Genomic DNA, 17837 nt, shown 5'->3' with positions numbered 1-17837 from the left:
CCATGATCCCGCAAGCCCAATACGGATCCTCTTATCCGGCTTATCCCGTTCCAACAACGAGTTCGAGTATGCCTAGTATGCCTGCACCAAGCGGAACTGGCTTCCCACCTGCTGGCGGTCTGCAAACAGGTGTAAATGTACCCGGTCAACTTCCTATGGAACAATCCTATATCGAGAATATTCTTCGTTTGAACCTTGGGAAAATAGTAACAATCTACATGACATACGAAAATAACTCGCAATGGAACGCCAAAATTTTCAAAGGTAAATTGGAAGCTGCAGGCCGTGATCATATCATCATCAGCGATCCTGCTACCGGCATGCGTTTCTTATTACTTATGGTGAATCTAGACTACATTACGTTCGACGAGGAACTCAATTACATGTATCCATACACAGGCGGAGTCGGCCCGAGATAATGGTTAGATCACATATAATGCCGTTTGCTCTTGTTAAGAGCAGCGGCTTTTTTTGTCATGTAGAAGTCACTTCTGCGAAATGCCACATATGCAGCTTGCGCAGGCCGCCTTCAATCCACTCTTCCCATACAGCTTGATGTGAAGCATATTCGATCCCGTGCAAACGTTCTTGTTTCAAAGAGAGATACTCCTCATAGGTAACTTCTTTCCAAATCTCTACAAAAAGTCCTTCCTGATCCGTTCCCTCCAGCAGCTCAAACCGCCCTTCCCGCCGCTGCCATTCCTGCATATAGATGAGAAAGGACTCCCGAAAAGCGGGTTTTATGGCATACTCTACAAAAACTTTAGACATTTTTAGATCTCCCTCTGATTTATTTTTTGCTCCAAAATGGTAAACTAATAAAAAGACGGAAAAATGTCCATGCTTACAAGGATGCATGATTCTGTCGTCTTATCAGGACGAGCGCGCTTGTCAAGGTTGATGCGAAGCAAAAAGTATAAAACTTATTCCTTCTTATCAACTGAAGTAAGTTTTCCTACGGAAAACTCAGCCCATGCTTACGAAGAAAATTTTCCCTACGGAAAATTCTTAGGAGGAAACCCATTTGGACACAGGCACTCATCTCGTAATTGGTTTAGGGTTAGCGGGACTGTCACAAATTGACCCAAGCGTTTCTGCGGACACTGCGGCAACCACTGCGGTCTTCATCGGCACGGTTATTGGCTCACAGATTCCGGATGTGGACGGGCTTCTTCGTTTTAAAGGGAACGCCACTTACATTCGAAATCACCGTGGTCGTTCTCACTCTTTGCCAGCTCTACTTTTATGGACGCTGCTGATCACTGGAGCTCTTGCTCTTTTCTTCCATGGAATTCCCCTGCTGCACCTTGGTATGTGGGTAGGAATCGCCGTTTGTTTTCACGTCTTTACAGATTGTTTCAACACATATGGTACACAAGCGTTCCGGCCATTCTCTGAAAAGTGGGTGTCATGGAACATTATACACATCTTTGATCCCTTTATCTTTTCAAGCCACATCGCAGCTATTTTCATGTGGTCTTTCCATGTCGCTAGTCCAAAGCTGGTATTCCCGACTTTGTACGGGGTTATCGCCCTATATTACATCTGGCGCTCTCTCGACCATTACATCGTAGAAAAAGGACTATATCGCAAAGACCCCACCCATATGCCCGGGGATAAATACACACTTATTGTAACATTCAACCTCTATGTGTGGAACGTAGTGAAACGCAGAACAGACGGCACCTTCCAGTTGGGTGAACTGAAGAATTCAAAGCTTAGGTGGATTGACACTATCAAATGTGAAGACCATCCAGCCATCGAGGCGTCCAAGAATCACGAAGACATTCAAGCCTTACTTTACTTCTCGTCCTATACTTGTGCGGAAGTGAAAGAACATCGGTGGGGGTATGAAGTAAGATGGGCTGATGTGCGTTATCGCCACCGCAAGCAGTATCCATTCGTCGGCGTAATCCTGATGGATCACAATTTCCAAACACTCGATTCTTATGTGGGCTGGGTAAATGACACTAGGCTTGAAAAAAAGCTAAAAGTGGATCTTTATTAGAAAAGAGGCGCGTTAACCAAACGCGTCTTTTTTACATGTAATAAAGACATACAAAAAGCCCAGGGGTTTATAGGCCCCTGAGCTTTATTGTTACTTAAATTGGGAAAACTATGGACGAAGTCAGGCTATCTAGCTGCGGAAGCCAGATTGTCCTGCTAGCGTTTGCTCAGCGATTTGTACCAACCGGCGAGTAATGTTACCCCCGATTGCACCAGCATCGCGAGTAGCCATATAACCCATGTAACCATCTTGAGGAATTTGGATGCCCAGTTCTTGAGCTACCTCATATTTCAATTGATCTAAAGCTTGAGTGGCTTGTGGAACTACCAGTGTGTTGCTGCTACGATTTTGCGCCATAAGGATCAGACTCCTTTCAGTCAGCTATAATCTTTGATGTATTTGCAAGCTTGCAAAGATAGTATGTGGAGGAAATGAATTTATATGCACAGCGATCAAAAAAGTTTAAAATAAGAAGACACTGTTCAATTTTCTAGAAAGTAGGTCACATTCATGAGCAAACCACTCGCTCTTCTATTCGCTGTTGTTGGCACCCTACTGCTCGCCTCCATCAGTTTGTTCATTGCCCTCAGGCAGCCTTGGATGATCCTTGCCTGTTCCATCATCTCCTTAGGCTTCATTGGATATGGATTTGCGGTTAAAGCGAAGATTCGCAAGAAGAATACGCGGTCTTAACGAAGGGAACAACACGATAAAGAGAAAGAGCCCAAGCAGCTATCCCAGCTGCTTGAGCTCTTTTTGCTTTTTATATAACGACGAAGCCCATCCGCTTCTTCACTTCGAGCAGGGTTTGATCAGCCACCTCAGCAGCTTCTTGCGCTCCTTTTTTCAAAATGTCGAAAATTTCGCCTGAGCTGCGAATTTCACGATAGCGTTGTTGGATCGGCTCGAGAACAGCGACGAGGTGCTCAGCTAGATCCTTTTTGAAAGGTCCATAGCCTTGCCCATCGTATTTGGCTTCAATCTCAACTAAGCTCATTTCTGCAAAATGTGAGTAGATCGACATCAAATTACTAACCTCCGGCTTGTTCTGAGGATCATACTTTACCTCACGGCCAGAATCTGTGACTGCACGACTAAGCTTCTTACGGATGACATCGGGCTCATCCAGCATGGCAATATAACTGCCGGCATTCGGATTGCTTTTGCTCATCTTTTTGGATGCATCATCCAAAGACATGATTCTCGCACCGATCTCAGGCATATAAGGCTGCGGCATGACAAACATTTCACCAAAACGGTTATTGAAGCGGTTCGCCAAGTCGCGCGTCAACTCCAAATGCTGCTTCTGATCATCACCAACCGGAATAAGGTCAGCATTGTATAACAGGATGTCTGCTGCCATCAGGGATGGATACGTAAAGAGGCCAGCACCGACGGATTCCTTGCCTTCGGACTTGTCCTTGAACTGTGTCATACGCTCCAGCTCTCCCATATGCGTCAGCGTCGTCATAATCCAGCCGAGCTCAGCATGCGCATGAACATGGGACTGCAGAAAGATGGATGCTTTACTAGGATCTAGTCCAGCAGCAATATATAGCGAAGCTATAGACTCTGTTTGCTCCTTCAAAGCTGCCGGATCCTGAGGAACCGTGATCGCGTGCATATCGACAACCATAAAATAACAGCGGTGCAAATGCTGCAGCTTCACATAATTGCGCAGAGCGCCAATATAGTTGCCAATCGTCAGCTGTCCGCTGGATTGCATACCGGATAATACTCGTTTCATTGGATAATCCCTCCAGAATTCTTAATTTCTTATTGTCTAAAGAAACAACAAAAAGGCCTCTCCCCGCAAGGGACGAGAGACCGTGGTACCACCCTAATTTGTCCGTGAAAATTATTCAACAAGACCTTCAGGCTCTGATAACGGGGAGCTGCCGTTTGGCATACTTGGACAGATGAGGATGTTTTCCGGCCTAGGTTCCGGCAACCTGCATACTGTGTTCAGCCTCATGCTCAAGGATCCATTCGGTTTGCTTGTTTCACCGGTTCACACCAACCACCGGCTCTCTGAGAAACAGATGACAAACTTACTTGTTCCTATCATCGCGAATTGATTTTATATAATTATACACCCTTACAATCCATTGTCAATCAAGGACATTGTCCTATCTGAACCTGCATGTACATAGGATAGATCATACTAGCCTTTCTAAGGATAAAAAAGCCGCGTCCTTCGAAGGATGCATCAACGGACAAAGGGGTGTCAACGAAGTGCCAACGACTCTATACCGCTGGAGCCTTCCAATCTCCACCTTGATTTGCGCGTTTCTTCTCATCTTAATCGTGACAACGAGAGAGCTTCCTCCTATGGGTTTGGTCATTTATGAAACCAAGCACGTCTTTACAGCCTTCATGGGTATCTTTCTCGACGCTTTGCCTTTTATGTTACTGGGCGTCCTTCTATCCACGGTTGTTGAAAACTTCATTCCAGAAGCGTTCATCAGACGCATGACGCCGCGGCACCCGCTAGGAGGTATCTTATTTGCCTGCGTTCTTGGCATCATGTTCCCGCTCTGTGAATGCGGAATGATTCCTTTCGTTCGTCGGCTCATGCGAAAAGGAATGCCTGTATACATAGCCGTCATCTTCATTCTAGTCGGTCCAATTCTGAATCCCATTGTCTTCGCTTCGACGTTCATGGCTTTCCGTGGCGAGCCTTCGATGGCTTACTCGCGAATGGGACTTACATTTGGCGTTGCCCTCATCGTAGGACTGCTGCTGACTCGTTTCATGAAAGACAGTCCTTTACGTCATCCTATCGAGTATCAGACTAACACGCACCACCACGGGGGTTCCAGCCCTGGACATCACGCCGAACACATTCATGCTCATGAACACGGTCACGATCATCATCATAGTCACAACCATCATCATGAACATGAACACAATCATGATCATCATCACGGCCACAGCCACTCGCACGGTGATGGCCGCATGATGACAATGTTCAGCCACGGTACAACGGAGCTATTCGAAATGAGTAAATACTTGATGCTGGGTGCTTTCCTGACCGCTCTTATCCAAACATTCGTCGCTCAAGACAGCTTATCTGCGATCGGTCAGGGACCATTCATTTCACATGTGTTCATGATGGGCTTTGCCTACCTGCTCTCCCTGTGCTCCACAACAGATGCGTTCGTCGCTGCTTCCTTCGCTAATTCCTTCTCTCCAGGTTCCTTACTGGCTTTCCTTGTATTCGGCCCGATGATCGACGTCAAAAGTACACTGATGATGCTCTCCATCTTTAAAGCCCGCTTCGTGCTGACTCTCTCTATCGTTGTCGCTGTTACGGTACTAGCAGGTTCGTTGCTTATTATGCACTTCTTTATAGCTTAAGGAGATTTTGGAACCAAGCTACAGGGATAGAAGTATGCAAACTCATAATTTGCTGCACATTTTGCACTTGCTGCTTTGCAAATTGGTCGCGCAACATTGAGCAATCATAGCAAATTTCCCCAAACAAAAAAGGAGCTCGCCACTTATGGCGAAACTCCTTTTTAATATATATTAGAACTTCAGAATGGCTCCTGCACTAGCATTTGTCACCATTTTTGTATAGCGCGCCAAATATCCGGTTTGGATTTTTGGTTGGAATTCTGTCCAGCTCTCGCGGCGTTTCGCGAATTCTTCATCGCTGATTTGCAGTTCGATTTTACGACCGTCCATGTCCACATCAATGATGTCGCCGTCCTGTACGAAAGCAAGAGGTCCGCCCTCAGCCGCTTCCGGTGAGATATGACCGATCGAGATACCGCGGGATGCGCCGGAGAAACGTCCGTCCGTAATTAACGCAACCTTCGCGCCAAGACCCATACCTACGATTTGAGAAGTAGGAGCTAGCATTTCTGGCATACCAGGTCCACCCTTCGGACCTTCGTATCGAATAACAACGACATGACCTTCTTTAACATGACCGTTCGCAATACCGTACAAAGCTTCGTCTTGCGAGTTGAAACAAATCGCTGGACCTACGTGACGTCCGCCAACGGATTTATCAACAGCGCCAACTTTAACGATACTGCCTTCAGGAGCGAGGTTACCGAACAGAACAGCAAGTCCGCCTCTTTCACTGTGTGGGTTCGACAACGGACGGATAACGTCTGTATTTTGAATTTCGCGGCCAGCTACATTCTCACGAAGCGTCTGCGCTGTTACAGAGAGACAATCACCGTTGAAAGCTCCCGGTTTTTTGAGCAGCTCATTAATTACCGCGCTCACACCGCCTGCCAAGTGCACGTCTTCAATATGGTAATCGGAAGCCGGAGCGATTTTAGCTAGGTGAGGTACGCGTTCTGCCACTTCATTAATACGGTAAATCGGATAGTGTATGCCAGCTTCGTGCGCAATAGCAAGTGTGTGAAGAACTGTGTTCGTGGAACCGCCCATCGCCATATCAAGAGCAAATGCATTATCGATCGCTTCGATTGTAACAATATCACGAGGCTTGATGTCTTTTTCAATTAGGACCATCAATTGTTTGGCGCAATCTTTCACGAATTGCTTACGCTCTTCTGCAACAGCCAGAATTGTACCGTTACCGGGCATTGCCAGGCCAAGGCCCTCAGCCAAACAGTTCATGGAATTCGCTGTAAACATACCTGAACAAGATCCGCATGTCGGACAACCGTATTGCTCTAACTCTTCTAAGCCAGCTTCATCTAATTTACCAGCTTGGAAAGCACCCACACCTTCGAATACGGAAGATAGGGAAATCGATTTACCGTTTTTATCTTTACCGGCTTTCATCGGACCGCCGCTTACTAACATCGTTGGGATGTTTACGCGGAGGGCTCCCATGATCATACCAGGTGTAATTTTATCACAGTTAGGAATACAGACCATTCCGTCGAACCAGTGTGCATTAACAACCGTTTCCAAGGAATCGGCAATAATTTCACGGCTTGGCAAGGAGTAACGCATGCCGATATGACCCATTGCAATCCCATCGTCAACCCCGATTGTATTGAACTCGAATGGAACCCCGCCTGCTTCACGGATGGCTTCTTTAACAAGTTTACCGAACTCTTGCAAATGAACATGTCCAGGAATAATGTCTATATAAGAGTTACAAACCGCAATAAACGGCTTGCCGAAATCTTCCTCTTTAACGCCGGCTGCGCGCAGCAAGCTGCGGTGTGGAGCGCGGTCGAAACCTTTTTTAATCATGTCACTGCGCTGTTTTGGATGTGCCATTCTCAATTCCTCCTAGATTTCATTTCTTTTGAGAAAAATAATGAATCTATCATACCACACTTCTCGTAATATTTCTCCCTTTAGTGTGATAACGCGTCAATGTAACACTTGACTATCTTACTGTATTAGGCTTTGCGTCGATTCAAATGGACGAAAGTAATCGCCAAAGCCAGCACCAGCACCCCGCCTTTAACAATATCAAATCCGAAATAAGGCACATTCAGCATGGTAAGTCCATTGAGCAATACGCCGATCAATACAGCGCCAAAGAAAGTCCCTATGACATTAGGCTTCCCCGCACCTAGCACGGAATACCCGACGAACACCGAGGCAACAGCTTCCATCAGAAGCGGAGCACCGGCATCAATCTGTCCTGAACCGACACGAGAAGCATACAGAATACCACCAAACGCTGCGAAAATGCCGGAAAGCACATAGGCCGCTAAGCGGATTTTGTTAACGGAAATCCCGGAGAGACGTGCCGCTTCCCGATTCCCCCCCGTAATATAGAGCTGGCGCCCCCAGCGGGTGTACGTCAGAAAAACATGCACAGCGATAACTGCCAGAATCATAAGAATAACAGGCACGGGTATGCCAAGCAATTTACCTTGTCCGATCCATAGAAATTCCGGCGTAAACTTCCCTTTGGCCACCGTGCCATCCTGGAACCTCATATTATTATAGATGGAAAAGCCTTTCGTATACGTTTTTTGAACCCCACCAATGATGTACATCACTGCTAAAGTTGCAAGTAAATCCGGAATGCGAATTTTTACGATGAGCCATGAATTTATGAGACCGATGACAGCTCCTATAACTAGAGGAACGATGATAACCAGAATAAGCGGCTGTTGGTACCACACCATTAAGGCCGCCGCAGCCACTGTTGATAATGAAACCGTTGAACCCACGGATAAATCGAAACCGTCTACAATCTGGGATAACGTGACCCCAATAGCGACAAACATCACAATGGAAATCGACCGTAGAATGTCTGCGATATTATCATAAGTCATAAAATTTTCATTGATGATCGAAAAAACGATAACGACCAACGCAATAATGAACAAAGCACCGTATTTAAAAGTAAAATCCAAACTTCTTTCCTTCATGCTATTCAGCCTCCCCCGCACTCGCATACGTTAAAATGAGATCCTGCGTCGCTTCCGCGCGGGAGAGCTCCTTCACCACAGAACCATAGCTCATTACTAAAATGCGATCGGCAATTCCTATAATTTCATTCAGCTCACAGGATAAATAAATAATGCCTTTGCCCTCCGATGCCAATCGACCGATCAAGCGGAAAATATCGCTTTTCGCGCCAACATCGACCCCTTTGGTTGGCTCATCAAACATATAAACATCGGCATTCGTCGGCAGCCATTTACCAACGGCCACCTTCTGCTGATTGCCGCCGCTTAGATGCTTCACCACGCGATTCGGATCGCTGGGCTGCACGCCCAGCTGCTCCACCATCTTGGCCGCGTGCACACTCTCTGCGCCGCGCTGCACGAAGCCTAGCGAGCTCAGCTTGCGCAATATTGGAAGCGACAGATTGTGCTTCACGGTCTCCTCCACGAGGACGCCCTGCTTGCGGCGCTCCTCGGGCACAAGTGCGATGCCGGCGCGCACGGCATCCTCCGGCTGGCGCAGCGCGAGCTTGCGCCCGGTCAGCCACACCTCGCCGCCGTCCGCGGCGTCGGCGCCGAAGATCAGCCGACTCAGCTCCGTCTTGCCGGCGCCGACCAACCCCACGACGCCGAGGATTTCACCTCGGCGGAGGGCAAAGCTAACGCCGCGCACCTTGGTGCCGCGGCGCAGCCCTTTCACCTCGAGGAGGGTATCGCCGATTGGAACATCGGCTTTGGGGAACTCCTCGGTGAAGGTCTTGCCCAGCATCGCCTCAATGACCCCGGCGATGTCCATGTCTGCGGCCGCCTGCGTGAGCACGTGGCGGCCGTCGCGCATGATCGTGATCCGGTCAGCGACCCGGAACACTTCCTGCAACCGGTGGGAAATGAAGATAATTCCCACCCCCTCGCGCTTCAGGCTGTCCATGATCTGGAACAGCCGCTCGGACTCCTCCAGACTGAGCGGGGCTGTCGGCTCATCGAAGATAATGATCTTGGCCTTGTGCGCCATCGCTCTAGCGATAAGTACCAGCTGCTTCTGTGAGATGCTCAGCTCGTCCACTTTGCTGCGGACAGAGAACGCAGCCCCGATCTTGGCTAGAATCGCTTTGGCTTCCCGATGCAGCTTTCTCCAGCTGACCCAGGCTCCGCCTTGAACCATTTTATCCATCATGACGTTCTCGGTCACTGTAAGCCCAGCTACTAAAGCGGTGTCAACTTCTTGATAGACGCAATAGATGCCTTGATTCATTGCTTCCTTAGGCGTCTGTATGTGGAGAGACTGGCCGTTTATAGAAATTTGCCCCGTATCATGGGTATATGCGCCGGATAAAATCTTCATCAAGGTGCTCTTTCCAGCGCCGTTAGCCCCGAGCAAGGCATGAATTTCTTTGTTTTGCAGGTCAAAATCAACCTCCTGCAGCGCCTTCACACCGGGGAACGATTTGGAGATGCCTCTCATTTGCAGCAGAGATTCGTTGTTTACCAACATCTTCATTCACCTCTCATCTCAATCTGAAAGTCCCATCGCATAATGACGATGGGACCTTATTGGGATTACCTTATTTTTTTTCTGCAGCTTTCAACCAGTCCGTATAGCCTTGTTGGCTTCCGCCCCAGCCTTTAACATATTCGCTAAGCTGTGTTGTATTGACTTGCTTGTCCTTCGGCAGTTGGTCTCTGGATACATAAACAGGCTCCAACACCACTTTCTCAGGCGTTTGATCACCATGCAGCTTTTGATACAGGTAACGCACTTGCACGCGACCGATATCCTTTGGATCTACGGCAGATGATGCCACCCATGGGCTTTTCGGATCTTGCAGCAATTGCAAGTCTTCATCACTTAAGTCAATTCCGTACACTTTAATTTCTGTACGGCCTGCTTGTTGAATCGCACGGGACGCGCCTTTTGCAAACTCATCCCAAGCTGTCCAGACCGCTGTGATATCACCTTTGTTCGGGTATTTTTTCAGAATCGCTTCCATTTGCGTTTGTGTATCCAGCGCAGGATCTTTGGCTGTACCGAATGCAGCTACTTCTTTAATGTCAGGATATTTCTTTTGGAAAGCTTGGTAAGCCAATTGTCTGCGTTCCATCGGTGCAAAGCCGGCTACCCATACTTTCACGATGTTCCCTTTACCGCCGGCATCCTTCGCAAGCTGCTCTAGTGTGGCTTCAGCCATCTTTTGATCGCCTTGCTCTAAGGACGTTACGCCCGGAACAGACAGAATCGAATCGAAGCTTACGACTGGAATTTTCTTTTCGAGTGCTTTCTTCACGCCTGCTTCCAACGCTTCCGCTGTTCCATGATCGATGAGAATACCATCGAATTTCTGATTAATCGCTGCATCCAGATTGGATGACATTTTCGCCAGATCCGTGTCAGCAACGAATACCGTAACCTTACCGCCAAGCTTTTCTACTTGTTCCTTTACACCTTCAACATACTGAGAGGAAAATGTGCCTGTATTAAATTGCATCACGAGTGCAATTTTCTTTCCGGTTAAATCTGCTGCTTTAGCTGCGTCAGTCGCCTTCGCACTTGCTGCAGGTGTTGCAGAAGCGCTGCTGCTCTCTTTTTGTCCGCAGGCCGCAAGCAAGCTTCCTACCAAAGCCAAGATGATGAATAAACCGCCTAATTTCGTTCTTTTCATGAGTTACCCTCCCGATCTAATGCTTTACTCTATTTCCTATCAACTCTATCGAAAATTATGCCGAGTAATTTAATAGGAATTACTGTATATTAGCATTGGTAGGATTTCCCGTCAATACATTTGAAGATATTTTCTCTTACATTTCGACTTTTTCTATTTACGTCCAAAATCAGCCTTGATTTCTCCCCATTTCCGCGTATCCCACTTAACAATTTTATTCGTATAGGTGTTCGTTTTGAGCCATTTCAACGCACGATCAACTAATGTCCAAATTTCTTCCGTGGAAGCATCCCTAACCAGATTCGTGGAAACCTCCTTTTTACGTATCCAACTCAAAGCTGTGACCGAATCGGTATAAATGGTTTTGTTACTGCCTTGCTTCTGCAAATAAGCGAGCCCGTGAACGATAGCAAGAAACTCGCCTAAATTATTCGTCCCTTTGGAGATAGGTCCTTGATAGAAAATAATCTCGCCCGTCTTCGTGTCGACACCTTTATATTCAACAATACCTGGATTCCCGGAACAGCCAACATCGACTGAGATACTGTTATAATCAACTTCCGGAGCTGTCTCAGGGGTAGCAGACTTCCCCTTAGCGGGCGCAGCTGCCCCCCCATTTCCTGAGAAATTCAGCGACTTCTGCCACCCTTTCTCCAGGGCCTGACGTGCTTCCACCTCTGATTCATACGATTTAAATCTAGCTTGCGGATAACCTTTGGTTTGCGCCTGACAATCAGCCCATGTCCGATAGATCCCTGGTTGATGTCCCACCCAAACCACATAATATTTCACTGCTGCCATCTTATTCACTCCGTAATTGTTGATGTATTTGATGTACAAGATCTTTGACCACTTTCACTGTATCAGCGAAATAAGGCCGATAGTCCAAATCTTTAATAAATGAAAGATAAGTCTCGCCTACCTCCAGAACCTTCTTGCTGTACTCCAAGTTAGGGATCAAATGCGTTTCTAACTCGCGGTACGTTCCATTAGAACGCTCCTCAACGGATGCGAGTTCCACTTGTTCATTCGCCAAATGACGGATAACGAACGAAAAACCTCTGCATTCCGGATCTCCGCAGCCGCATACAAAGAACGGCATTCGCTCCCATTGATCCGCTGGCGCAAAACGATTCGGTGCAGTATCATGCAGGGCACTGTACAAGAACGCCGGAAGCCCCACATCTACACACAGTGGCTCTTCAATAAGGATGCTTTCGTCCACCGCCATGAGGACATCTGCCTGAATAATTTGTAAATCCTTATCTAGGGACCAGCCCTTTATGGATATATCAAACATAACTCCTGCCTCCGCTCTCCCATTTATTCGGTTTTCTCATTATAGCAAAGACTGTGCGTTCCTGCTTTTAAGGTTTTTCATTATGGCGATAATTTCCAGTTTAGAGTGTGAGTATAATTCCTAAAAAAGATTATACTACCATTACTGGAGGTGATATCAGATGGCATCAGGACAATCTCGTAGCAGCAACCAACTAGTTGTTCCACAAGCTACACAAGCTCTAGACCAATTGAAGTACGAAGTTGCTCAAGAATTGGGCATCCAAATTCCTCAAGATGGATACTACGGCTACATGGCTTCTCGTGATACAGGAGCAATCGGTGGTAACATCACTCGTCGTCTCGTGCAAATTGCTGAACAGCAACTTGCTGGCGGCGCAGCCGGTAAATTCAGCAGATAACAGCTTCCCCTATACTTACGTTTAATAAGGGCTTTCTTTTAAGTAGCAACCTACTTGAAAGAAGCCCTTTTATTTTTTATGCATATGTTCGCTAACCATTTGCTCGGCATCCCTCCAATATTTGATTCTAGTGTCTTTCGGTAGCTTTTTTAGGGTAGATCAGGCTAATACGCATACCAATGTTGTATCTTCAGCAACAACAGAGCGAGAGAGCCGGGATCTGGGCAGTGTTGCAATTACTACAACATCACTCAAACGAGAATATGTATACATTTATCCGGCAACCTCATGTGTACCTAACCCAAAACAAGGACCTCAGGCTCTGCCTCAGATCCTTGTCTTGAAACCATTCTAGCAGTGAAATCCCATTAGGCTTCACCATCGTATGAGGAGGTATTATTATTCAAAGGCAAAAATAACTGCGAAAGTGCAGAAATTTTTGCTAAAATCGTTTGAAAAGAGGAAAAGCCTGCTATTATGCAGGAATTTCCAGCTTTTCCATCCTGATATTAAAAAAAATACCGCAAAAGCCTGCAGCGATTGCAGGAATTTATGAATAGGAGCTATTCAAAGAAAAATGCATGTACAATTGCAGGTTTATTTTAAAGCTCGCGCCAACCCAAAACACATATTTTTTTATACGTAAATAAGGGTTAAGCTTTCGCTTAACCCAATACAAAACATATAAATTATCTTAAACAAGGCCCATGCACAAAGTGCATAAACCTCCTACAGAGCCGTATTTACGAATTGTTGCATACGGCTCCTCCGAGCTTATCCCTCGTTGGATGATATTCATTGTAAAGTGGCCGCAGCCGCATCGTTTATATACCGAATCAGATCCTCGGATCCTCAAGGCCTACATTAAGGCGGACAATGTGTCGCTCGGTATCTCCGTTCCGAACCACATTTACGTTGAGTAAACTTTCAAACCCGCCCCAGCATATAAAGGACTGCTCATAATAAGCAGTCCCTTCATTTTAAGGCTTCACTTGATATAAATTATACAAATCATCCAGCATAATATTAGCCGCTTTGACACCGCCGGCTGTATTCCAAGTCGCATCGTTCACTTTGATTAACTTATTTTCTTTAACCACTTTAAGATTCTTCCAGAGCGGGTCATTCATCCATTCCTGCTCTTGCTTGGTCCCTTTGCCATCACCGGTCTCATAGGTAAAATAAAACACTTTATCCGCAGCATCAAGCTCCGTTAGACGCTCCTTGGTAATGTCTTCGAACGATTTCTCATCACTCTTAGCATCCGAACGAACGATACCGATTTGTTTAAAAATAACACCCGTGAACATATTGCCGAAATAATATCTGGTTTTCCCACCCATAAAACGAACAACAGCCACTTTCTCTTTCAGCTTATCGCCTGCTTTGCTTTTGAAATCCTCAATGCGTTTATCGAAAGCTGCGATGATTTTATCGCCTTCGGCTTTTTTATTTAACGTATCGGCATATAAGCTGAAGTTACTTTTCCACTCACCGCGCAGTGTCTCCGAATAGACTGTTGGAGCAATGGCTTTTAATTGATCATAAACTTTCTCATGACGCATCTTATTGCCGATGATTAGATCGGGTTTAAGCGACGCAATCAACTCCAAATTCGGTTGTGCTTCACCGCCGACTGTCGTCACACCCTGCATATCAGCTTTAATATGATCAAACCATGGGCTGCCATAATAAGATTCAACGGCGCCAACTGGTTTAATGCCTAACGCGAGAAGTGCTTCCGTTCCTTCATTGGTCAAAATAACAACACGCTTCGGATTCGCCGGTACGGGCGTCTCTCCCATGGCATGTTTAATGGTTCGAGGACTATCCGCCTTCGCTGATTGTTGAGGTGTTGTAGATGCCGAAGGCTGTGAACTTGGCTTTTCTCCACAAGCCGTCAAAACAACAGACAAAATAAACATTAGTGCAATAAGAGCCCAAGCTCTTCCTTTTTGACGATTTCTTTTTCCAAACATATAAATGAGTTCCCTCCACGCAGTCAGTTGATGATAACGATTATCATTATCTAACACATAGTACTAAACTTATCACATGCCTGTCAATCTATAGTGATAATGATTATCATATTCGTTGACTTCGCTAGTCAGACTCATTAAAATAAATGAAGCAGCATTTAAGGAAGCAGGCACTCATTCATGTACAATTCAAGCTATTCAAGCAAAGAACGTCTTCACCATGTCTATAAAAGTATTGGATTGCTCGCAGCTTGCTGCTTGCTGGCCGCAATGATGCTCAGCAGTGTCATGTTTGGACTACATACGTATTCATGGGATCAAATTATGAGCTCCTTCGGGCAAACCGCCCAACCAACAAACGAGGCTATCATCATTCAAACTGTACGCATACCAAGAGCCTTAATAGCCGCACTCGTAGGAGGAAGCTTGGCTGTTGCAGGCGCTCTTATGCAAGCTATTACACGGAATCCGCTGGCTTCTCCAAGTATGTTCGGCATTAATTCAAGCGCTGCCTTTGCGATCGTGTTATCCGTTGGATTTTTTAATGTTTCCAGCCTTACACAGTTTACTTGGATTGCCTTTCTCGGTGCTGCATTCAGCTCTGCCCTTGTCTATGGACTCGGTTCCTTAGGCCGCGACGGCTTAACACCTATGAAAATTACGCTAGCAGGCTCTGCAATGACGGCATTTTTCGCTTCGCTAACCCAAGGTATTTTGCTTGGAAACGGTAAAGCCTTTGACCAGGTCTTATACTGGCTTGTCGGATCTGTCGAAGGACGGACTATGGCCATGCTCCAATCCGTTTACCCTTATATACTCATCGCTTGGATTGGCGCTATCTTCTTATCTCCGCACATCAACATATTATCTATGGGGGATGATGTAGCCAAAGGGCTTGGACAACGGACTGTGTACGTGAAATTCATTGCCGCCGTTGTGATTGTCATTCTTGCCGGAGGCTCTGTTGCTGTTGCGGGACCGATTGTTTTCGTAGGCATCATCATTCCGCATATCGTTCGCTTTCTTGTTGGAATCGATTATCGCTGGGTCATTCCGTATTGTGCGGTTTTAGGCGGCATTCTTTTAGTTGGAGCTGACATTATAGCTCGTTTCATTGTTATGCCTAAGGAAGTTCATGTCGGTGTAGCGACAGCCATTCTCGGAGTACCCTTCTTCATCTACATCGCTCGCAAAGGGGGACTTCTGAAATGAGTCATTCCCATCGTTATGTCGCCATTCGAAGAAGAGGCTTCTCTTATCTGATCAGTAAGAAATCTCTGATTGTTTCTCTTTTTCTGCTGCTTGCCGTCATCATCGTGATGATTCTGAGTACAGGAATAGGAAGTATCTATATCAAACCTGCTGAAGTCGTTCGCGCTGTTTTTGGTTATGGGACAGATCCAAACACGATGATCGTCAGAACCTTGCGTCTACCTAGAGTCATTGTTGCAGTCTTGATTGGTGCATCGCTTGGTGTAGCCGGAGCCATCCTGCAAGGCATTGTACGAAATCCCCTAACCTCGCCGGATACGATTGGCACAACGGGCGGGGCTACGCTTGGAGCTGTTTCTTTTTTCTTTTTTTTCTCAGATAAAATCAGTATTCACTGGCTGCCAGTTGCCGCTATTATTGGCGCTTTCGCCGCTACATTACTGGTCTATTCACTCTCATGGAAAAATGGGATCACCCCTTTGCGGCTTGTCCTGATTGGGACGGGACTTACAGCTGCGATGAGCGCATTGTCCTATCTCATGCTGCTTTCCGGACCGATTATTCTGGCTAATCAATCTCTAACCTTTATGACAGGCAGTATTTACGGCGTTTCCTGGAAAAAAGCGGTTTACCCGCTCTTACCATGGGTTTCGCTGTTAATTCCTATTATCTTCTTGTATGCGCGTCACATTACCATTCAGTCCTTGGGTGAAGATGTCGCCCGTAGTGTTGGAAGCAACGTTGGGCGCCAACGCTTCCTTCTGATCATCCTTAGCGTTGCACTATCAGGGGCCGCTGTTGCCTTCGGAGGTGCGATCAATTTCATTGGTCTCATGGCTCCGCACATTTCCCGTAAGCTGGTAGGTCCTAGCTTCGGCGCGCTTGTCCCGGTATCCGCGTTGACAGGTTCCCTGCTTTTACTGTTAGCTGATTTAGCCGGACGCATCTTATTCAAACCGCTCGATATTCCGGCTGGTGTATTCACAGCTGCTATCGGCGCCCCTATCTTCATCTATGTGCTATATCGCAGTAGAAATCGCGGTTAATAACCGCGGTTTTACTTAAAGGAGAACAGACCTATGCCCACCCTGGAAAAAGAAAAAGCACTGGAAGCACAATCGCTTCAATTAACATACGGAGAGACGACCATCTTTCACAGTTTAAATTTACAAATACCTAAAGGCAAAATTACCGTTTTTATTGGCAGCAATGGCTGCGGGAAATCTACACTTCTACGTTCCCTTGCTAGACTGCTGAAGCCCAAATCAGGCGCAATCCTGCTGGATAGCACGGAAATCGCCAAACTCTCAACCAAAGAGGTAGCCCGGCGAATGGCCATCCTTCCACAAGGCCCTTCGGCGCCTGAAGGGCTTACCGTACGACAGCTCGTGAAGCAGGGACGCTATCCTTACCAAAGTTGGCTGCAGCAGTGGTCATCGGAAGATGAGACCAAAGTCATGCAAGCCCTCCAACTAACGAATATGCTCACATATGCGGATCGCAGTGTGGATTCCTTATCTGGCGGGCAGCGCCAAAGAGCATGGATCGCCATGACACTGGCGCAGGACACCCCTACCTTGCTCCTGGATGAGCCTACTACCTATCTGGACTTAACCCATCAGATTGAGGTTCTGGACTTACTCTTCGAGCTGAATGAGAACGAACAACGCACGATCGTGATGGTCCTGCATGATATTAATCTAGCCTGCCGTTATGCCCATCACATTGTTGCTATTAAGGATAGTTCTGTCTATGCAGAAGGTAAACCGGAAGACATCGTGAATGAACAGTTGCTTCTAGATGTGTTCGATATGAAATGCAGCGTTGCGCCTGATCCTATCTTCCGCACACCCATGTGTATCCCTTACGGAAAAGGTCGTGTTCTTCCCCATAAATAAAGACACCCCCGGTCATCTAAGTGGCCGGGGGTGTTT

18 protein-coding genes and 1 other annotated feature are annotated in these 17837 nt (G+C 46.6%); of the genes, 8 read left to right on the top strand and 10 right to left on the bottom strand.

What is annotated here, in order from left to right; all coding sequences use genetic code 11:
- Positions 1–2: 2 nt before the first annotated feature.
- Positions 3–419 carry a spore coat protein GerQ gene (gerQ, locus tag NYR53_RS07605; protein WP_437180169.1) on the top strand — a complete coding sequence of 139 codons (417 nt, stop codon included), beginning with the start codon at positions 3–5 and terminating at the stop codon, positions 417–419.
- 55 nt (positions 420–474) lie between these two features.
- Here the strand turns inward: gerQ and NYR53_RS07600 are convergent, their stop codons facing one another.
- Complete coding sequence (locus NYR53_RS07600; protein ID WP_261304613.1) at positions 475–771, bottom strand: hypothetical protein; 297 nt, start codon at positions 769–771, stop codon at positions 475–477.
- Between the two features lie 253 nt (positions 772–1024).
- Here NYR53_RS07600 and NYR53_RS07595 point away from each other — a divergent pair, with 253 nt between their 5' ends.
- Positions 1025–2008: a metal-dependent hydrolase gene (locus NYR53_RS07595; RefSeq protein ID WP_261304612.1), complete on the top strand. Its 984-nt coding sequence runs from the start codon at positions 1025–1027 to the stop codon at positions 2006–2008.
- Positions 2009–2137: 129 nt separating this feature from the next.
- On the opposite strand, the gene NYR53_RS07590 is transcribed toward NYR53_RS07595, so the two are convergent.
- Positions 2138–2365 (bottom strand): alpha/beta-type small acid-soluble spore protein, encoded by a 228-nt coding sequence (locus tag NYR53_RS07590; RefSeq protein ID WP_047681486.1) that lies wholly within the window; start codon positions 2363–2365, stop codon positions 2138–2140.
- 153 nt (positions 2366–2518) lie between these two features.
- Between NYR53_RS07590 and NYR53_RS07585 the strand changes: the two genes are divergently transcribed.
- Positions 2519–2701: a DUF5325 family protein gene (locus tag NYR53_RS07585; protein ID WP_029194821.1), complete on the top strand. Its 183-nt coding sequence runs from the start codon at positions 2519–2521 to the stop codon at positions 2699–2701.
- Between the two features lie 70 nt (positions 2702–2771).
- Here the strand turns inward: NYR53_RS07585 and trpS are convergent, their stop codons facing one another.
- Positions 2772–3755: a tryptophan--tRNA ligase gene (gene trpS / locus NYR53_RS07580; protein ID WP_261304611.1), complete on the bottom strand. Its 984-nt coding sequence runs from the start codon at positions 3753–3755 to the stop codon at positions 2772–2774.
- Positions 3756–3820: 65 nt separating this feature from the next.
- Positions 3821–4085, bottom strand: a binding site (T-box leader).
- A 158-nt stretch (positions 4086–4243) separates the two neighbouring features.
- Here trpS and NYR53_RS07575 point away from each other — a divergent pair.
- Positions 4244–5368, top strand: a complete 1125-nt coding sequence (locus NYR53_RS07575; protein WP_261304610.1) for a permease — start codon at positions 4244–4246, stop codon at positions 5366–5368.
- Between the two features lie 171 nt (positions 5369–5539).
- Here NYR53_RS07575 and ilvD read toward each other — a convergent pair whose 3' ends face one another.
- The 6 genes from ilvD to NYR53_RS07545 all read right to left on the bottom strand — a co-directional run bounded on the left by ilvD (position 5540) and on the right by NYR53_RS07545 (position 12312).
- Positions 5540–7225: a dihydroxy-acid dehydratase gene (ilvD, locus tag NYR53_RS07570; protein ID WP_261304609.1), complete on the bottom strand. Its 1686-nt coding sequence runs from the start codon at positions 7223–7225 to the stop codon at positions 5540–5542.
- Between the two features lie 125 nt (positions 7226–7350).
- Positions 7351–8337 carry an ABC transporter permease gene (locus NYR53_RS07565; RefSeq protein ID WP_029194825.1) on the bottom strand — a complete coding sequence of 329 codons (987 nt, stop codon included), beginning with the start codon at positions 8335–8337 and terminating at the stop codon, positions 7351–7353.
- Position 8338: 1 nt separating this feature from the next.
- Positions 8339–9847, bottom strand: a complete 1509-nt coding sequence (locus NYR53_RS07560) for a sugar ABC transporter ATP-binding protein (RefSeq protein ID WP_437180168.1) — start codon at positions 9845–9847, stop codon at positions 8339–8341.
- Between the two features lie 70 nt (positions 9848–9917).
- The gene (locus NYR53_RS07555; protein ID WP_261304607.1) at positions 9918–11012 is read right to left on the bottom strand and encodes a sugar ABC transporter substrate-binding protein; all 1095 of its coding nucleotides are present in this window, start codon (positions 11010–11012) and stop codon (positions 9918–9920) included.
- 153 nt (positions 11013–11165) lie between these two features.
- Positions 11166–11813 (bottom strand): ribonuclease H, encoded by a 648-nt coding sequence (gene rnhA / locus NYR53_RS07550; RefSeq protein WP_261304606.1) that lies wholly within the window; start codon positions 11811–11813, stop codon positions 11166–11168.
- 1 nt (position 11814) lies between these two features.
- Positions 11815–12312, bottom strand: a complete 498-nt coding sequence (locus tag NYR53_RS07545) for a hypothetical protein (protein ID WP_261304605.1) — start codon at positions 12310–12312, stop codon at positions 11815–11817.
- Positions 12313–12472: 160 nt separating this feature from the next.
- Between NYR53_RS07545 and NYR53_RS07540 the strand changes: the two genes are divergently transcribed.
- A complete protein-coding gene (locus NYR53_RS07540; RefSeq protein ID WP_029194830.1) occupies positions 12473–12712 on the top strand; it encodes an alpha/beta-type small acid-soluble spore protein in 240 nt (79 codons plus the stop codon).
- 980 nt (positions 12713–13692) lie between these two features.
- Here NYR53_RS07540 and NYR53_RS07535 read toward each other — a convergent pair.
- Positions 13693–14691 carry an ABC transporter substrate-binding protein gene (locus NYR53_RS07535; protein WP_261304604.1) on the bottom strand — a complete coding sequence of 333 codons (999 nt, stop codon included), beginning with the start codon at positions 14689–14691 and terminating at the stop codon, positions 13693–13695.
- Between the two features lie 180 nt (positions 14692–14871).
- On the opposite strand from NYR53_RS07535, the gene NYR53_RS07530 reads away from it, so the two are divergent.
- From NYR53_RS07530 to NYR53_RS07520, 3 genes are read left to right on the top strand one after another with little or no spacing between them, the layout of a single operon-like run.
- The gene (locus tag NYR53_RS07530; RefSeq protein ID WP_261304603.1) at positions 14872–15903 is read left to right on the top strand and encodes a FecCD family ABC transporter permease; all 1032 of its coding nucleotides are present in this window, start codon (positions 14872–14874) and stop codon (positions 15901–15903) included.
- Positions 15900–16949, top strand: a complete 1050-nt coding sequence (locus NYR53_RS07525; protein ID WP_261304602.1) for a FecCD family ABC transporter permease — start codon at positions 15900–15902, stop codon at positions 16947–16949. The genes NYR53_RS07530 and NYR53_RS07525 overlap by 4 nt, the downstream gene beginning before the upstream one ends.
- A gap of 33 nt (positions 16950–16982) precedes the next feature.
- Complete coding sequence (locus tag NYR53_RS07520) at positions 16983–17801, top strand: ABC transporter ATP-binding protein (RefSeq protein WP_261304601.1); 819 nt, start codon at positions 16983–16985, stop codon at positions 17799–17801.
- The last annotated feature ends 36 nt before the right edge of the window (positions 17802–17837 follow it).

The sequence above is a fragment of the Paenibacillus andongensis genome, from assembly GCF_025369935.1.
Classification (GTDB): Bacteria; Bacillota; Bacilli; order Paenibacillales; family NBRC-103111; genus Paenibacillus_E; species Paenibacillus_E andongensis.
The sequence above is the reverse complement of the archived record's forward strand: the minus strand, read 5'-3'. Positions and strand labels throughout refer to the sequence as shown.

Bases quoted from the DNA above. Each gene is read 5' to 3' on its own strand.
- gerQ (WP_437180169.1), top strand. From the start codon at position 3: ATGATCCCGCAAGCCCAATACGGATCCTCTTATCCGGCTTATCCCGTT.
- NYR53_RS07600 (WP_261304613.1), bottom strand. From the start codon at position 771: ATGTCTAAAGTTTTTGTAGAGTATGCCATAAAACCCGCTTTTCGGGAG.
- NYR53_RS07590 (WP_047681486.1), bottom strand. From the start codon at position 2,365: ATGGCGCAAAATCGTAGCAGCAACACACTGGTAGTTCCACAAGCCACT.
- NYR53_RS07585 (WP_029194821.1), top strand. From the start codon at position 2,519: ATGAGCAAACCACTCGCTCTTCTATTCGCTGTTGTTGGCACCCTACTG.
- trpS (WP_261304611.1), bottom strand. From the start codon at position 3,755: ATGAAACGAGTATTATCCGGTATGCAATCCAGCGGACAGCTGACGATT.
- ilvD (WP_261304609.1), bottom strand. From the start codon at position 7,225: ATGGCACATCCAAAACAGCGCAGTGACATGATTAAAAAAGGTTTCGAC.
- NYR53_RS07565 (WP_029194825.1), bottom strand. From the start codon at position 8,337: ATGAAGGAAAGAAGTTTGGATTTTACTTTTAAATACGGTGCTTTGTTC.
- NYR53_RS07560 (WP_437180168.1), bottom strand. From the start codon at position 9,847: ATGTTGGTAAACAACGAATCTCTGCTGCAAATGAGAGGCATCTCCAAA.
- NYR53_RS07555 (WP_261304607.1), bottom strand. From the start codon at position 11,012: ATGAAAAGAACGAAATTAGGCGGTTTATTCATCATCTTGGCTTTGGTA.
- rnhA (WP_261304606.1), bottom strand. From the start codon at position 11,813: ATGGCAGCAGTGAAATATTATGTGGTTTGGGTGGGACATCAACCAGGG.
- NYR53_RS07545 (WP_261304605.1), bottom strand. From the start codon at position 12,312: ATGTTTGATATATCCATAAAGGGCTGGTCCCTAGATAAGGATTTACAA.
- NYR53_RS07540 (WP_029194830.1), top strand. From the start codon at position 12,473: ATGGCATCAGGACAATCTCGTAGCAGCAACCAACTAGTTGTTCCACAA.
- NYR53_RS07535 (WP_261304604.1), bottom strand. From the start codon at position 14,691: ATGTTTGGAAAAAGAAATCGTCAAAAAGGAAGAGCTTGGGCTCTTATT.
- NYR53_RS07530 (WP_261304603.1), top strand. From the start codon at position 14,872: ATGTACAATTCAAGCTATTCAAGCAAAGAACGTCTTCACCATGTCTAT.
- NYR53_RS07525 (WP_261304602.1), top strand. From the start codon at position 15,900: ATGAGTCATTCCCATCGTTATGTCGCCATTCGAAGAAGAGGCTTCTCT.
- NYR53_RS07520 (WP_261304601.1), top strand. From the start codon at position 16,983: ATGCCCACCCTGGAAAAAGAAAAAGCACTGGAAGCACAATCGCTTCAA.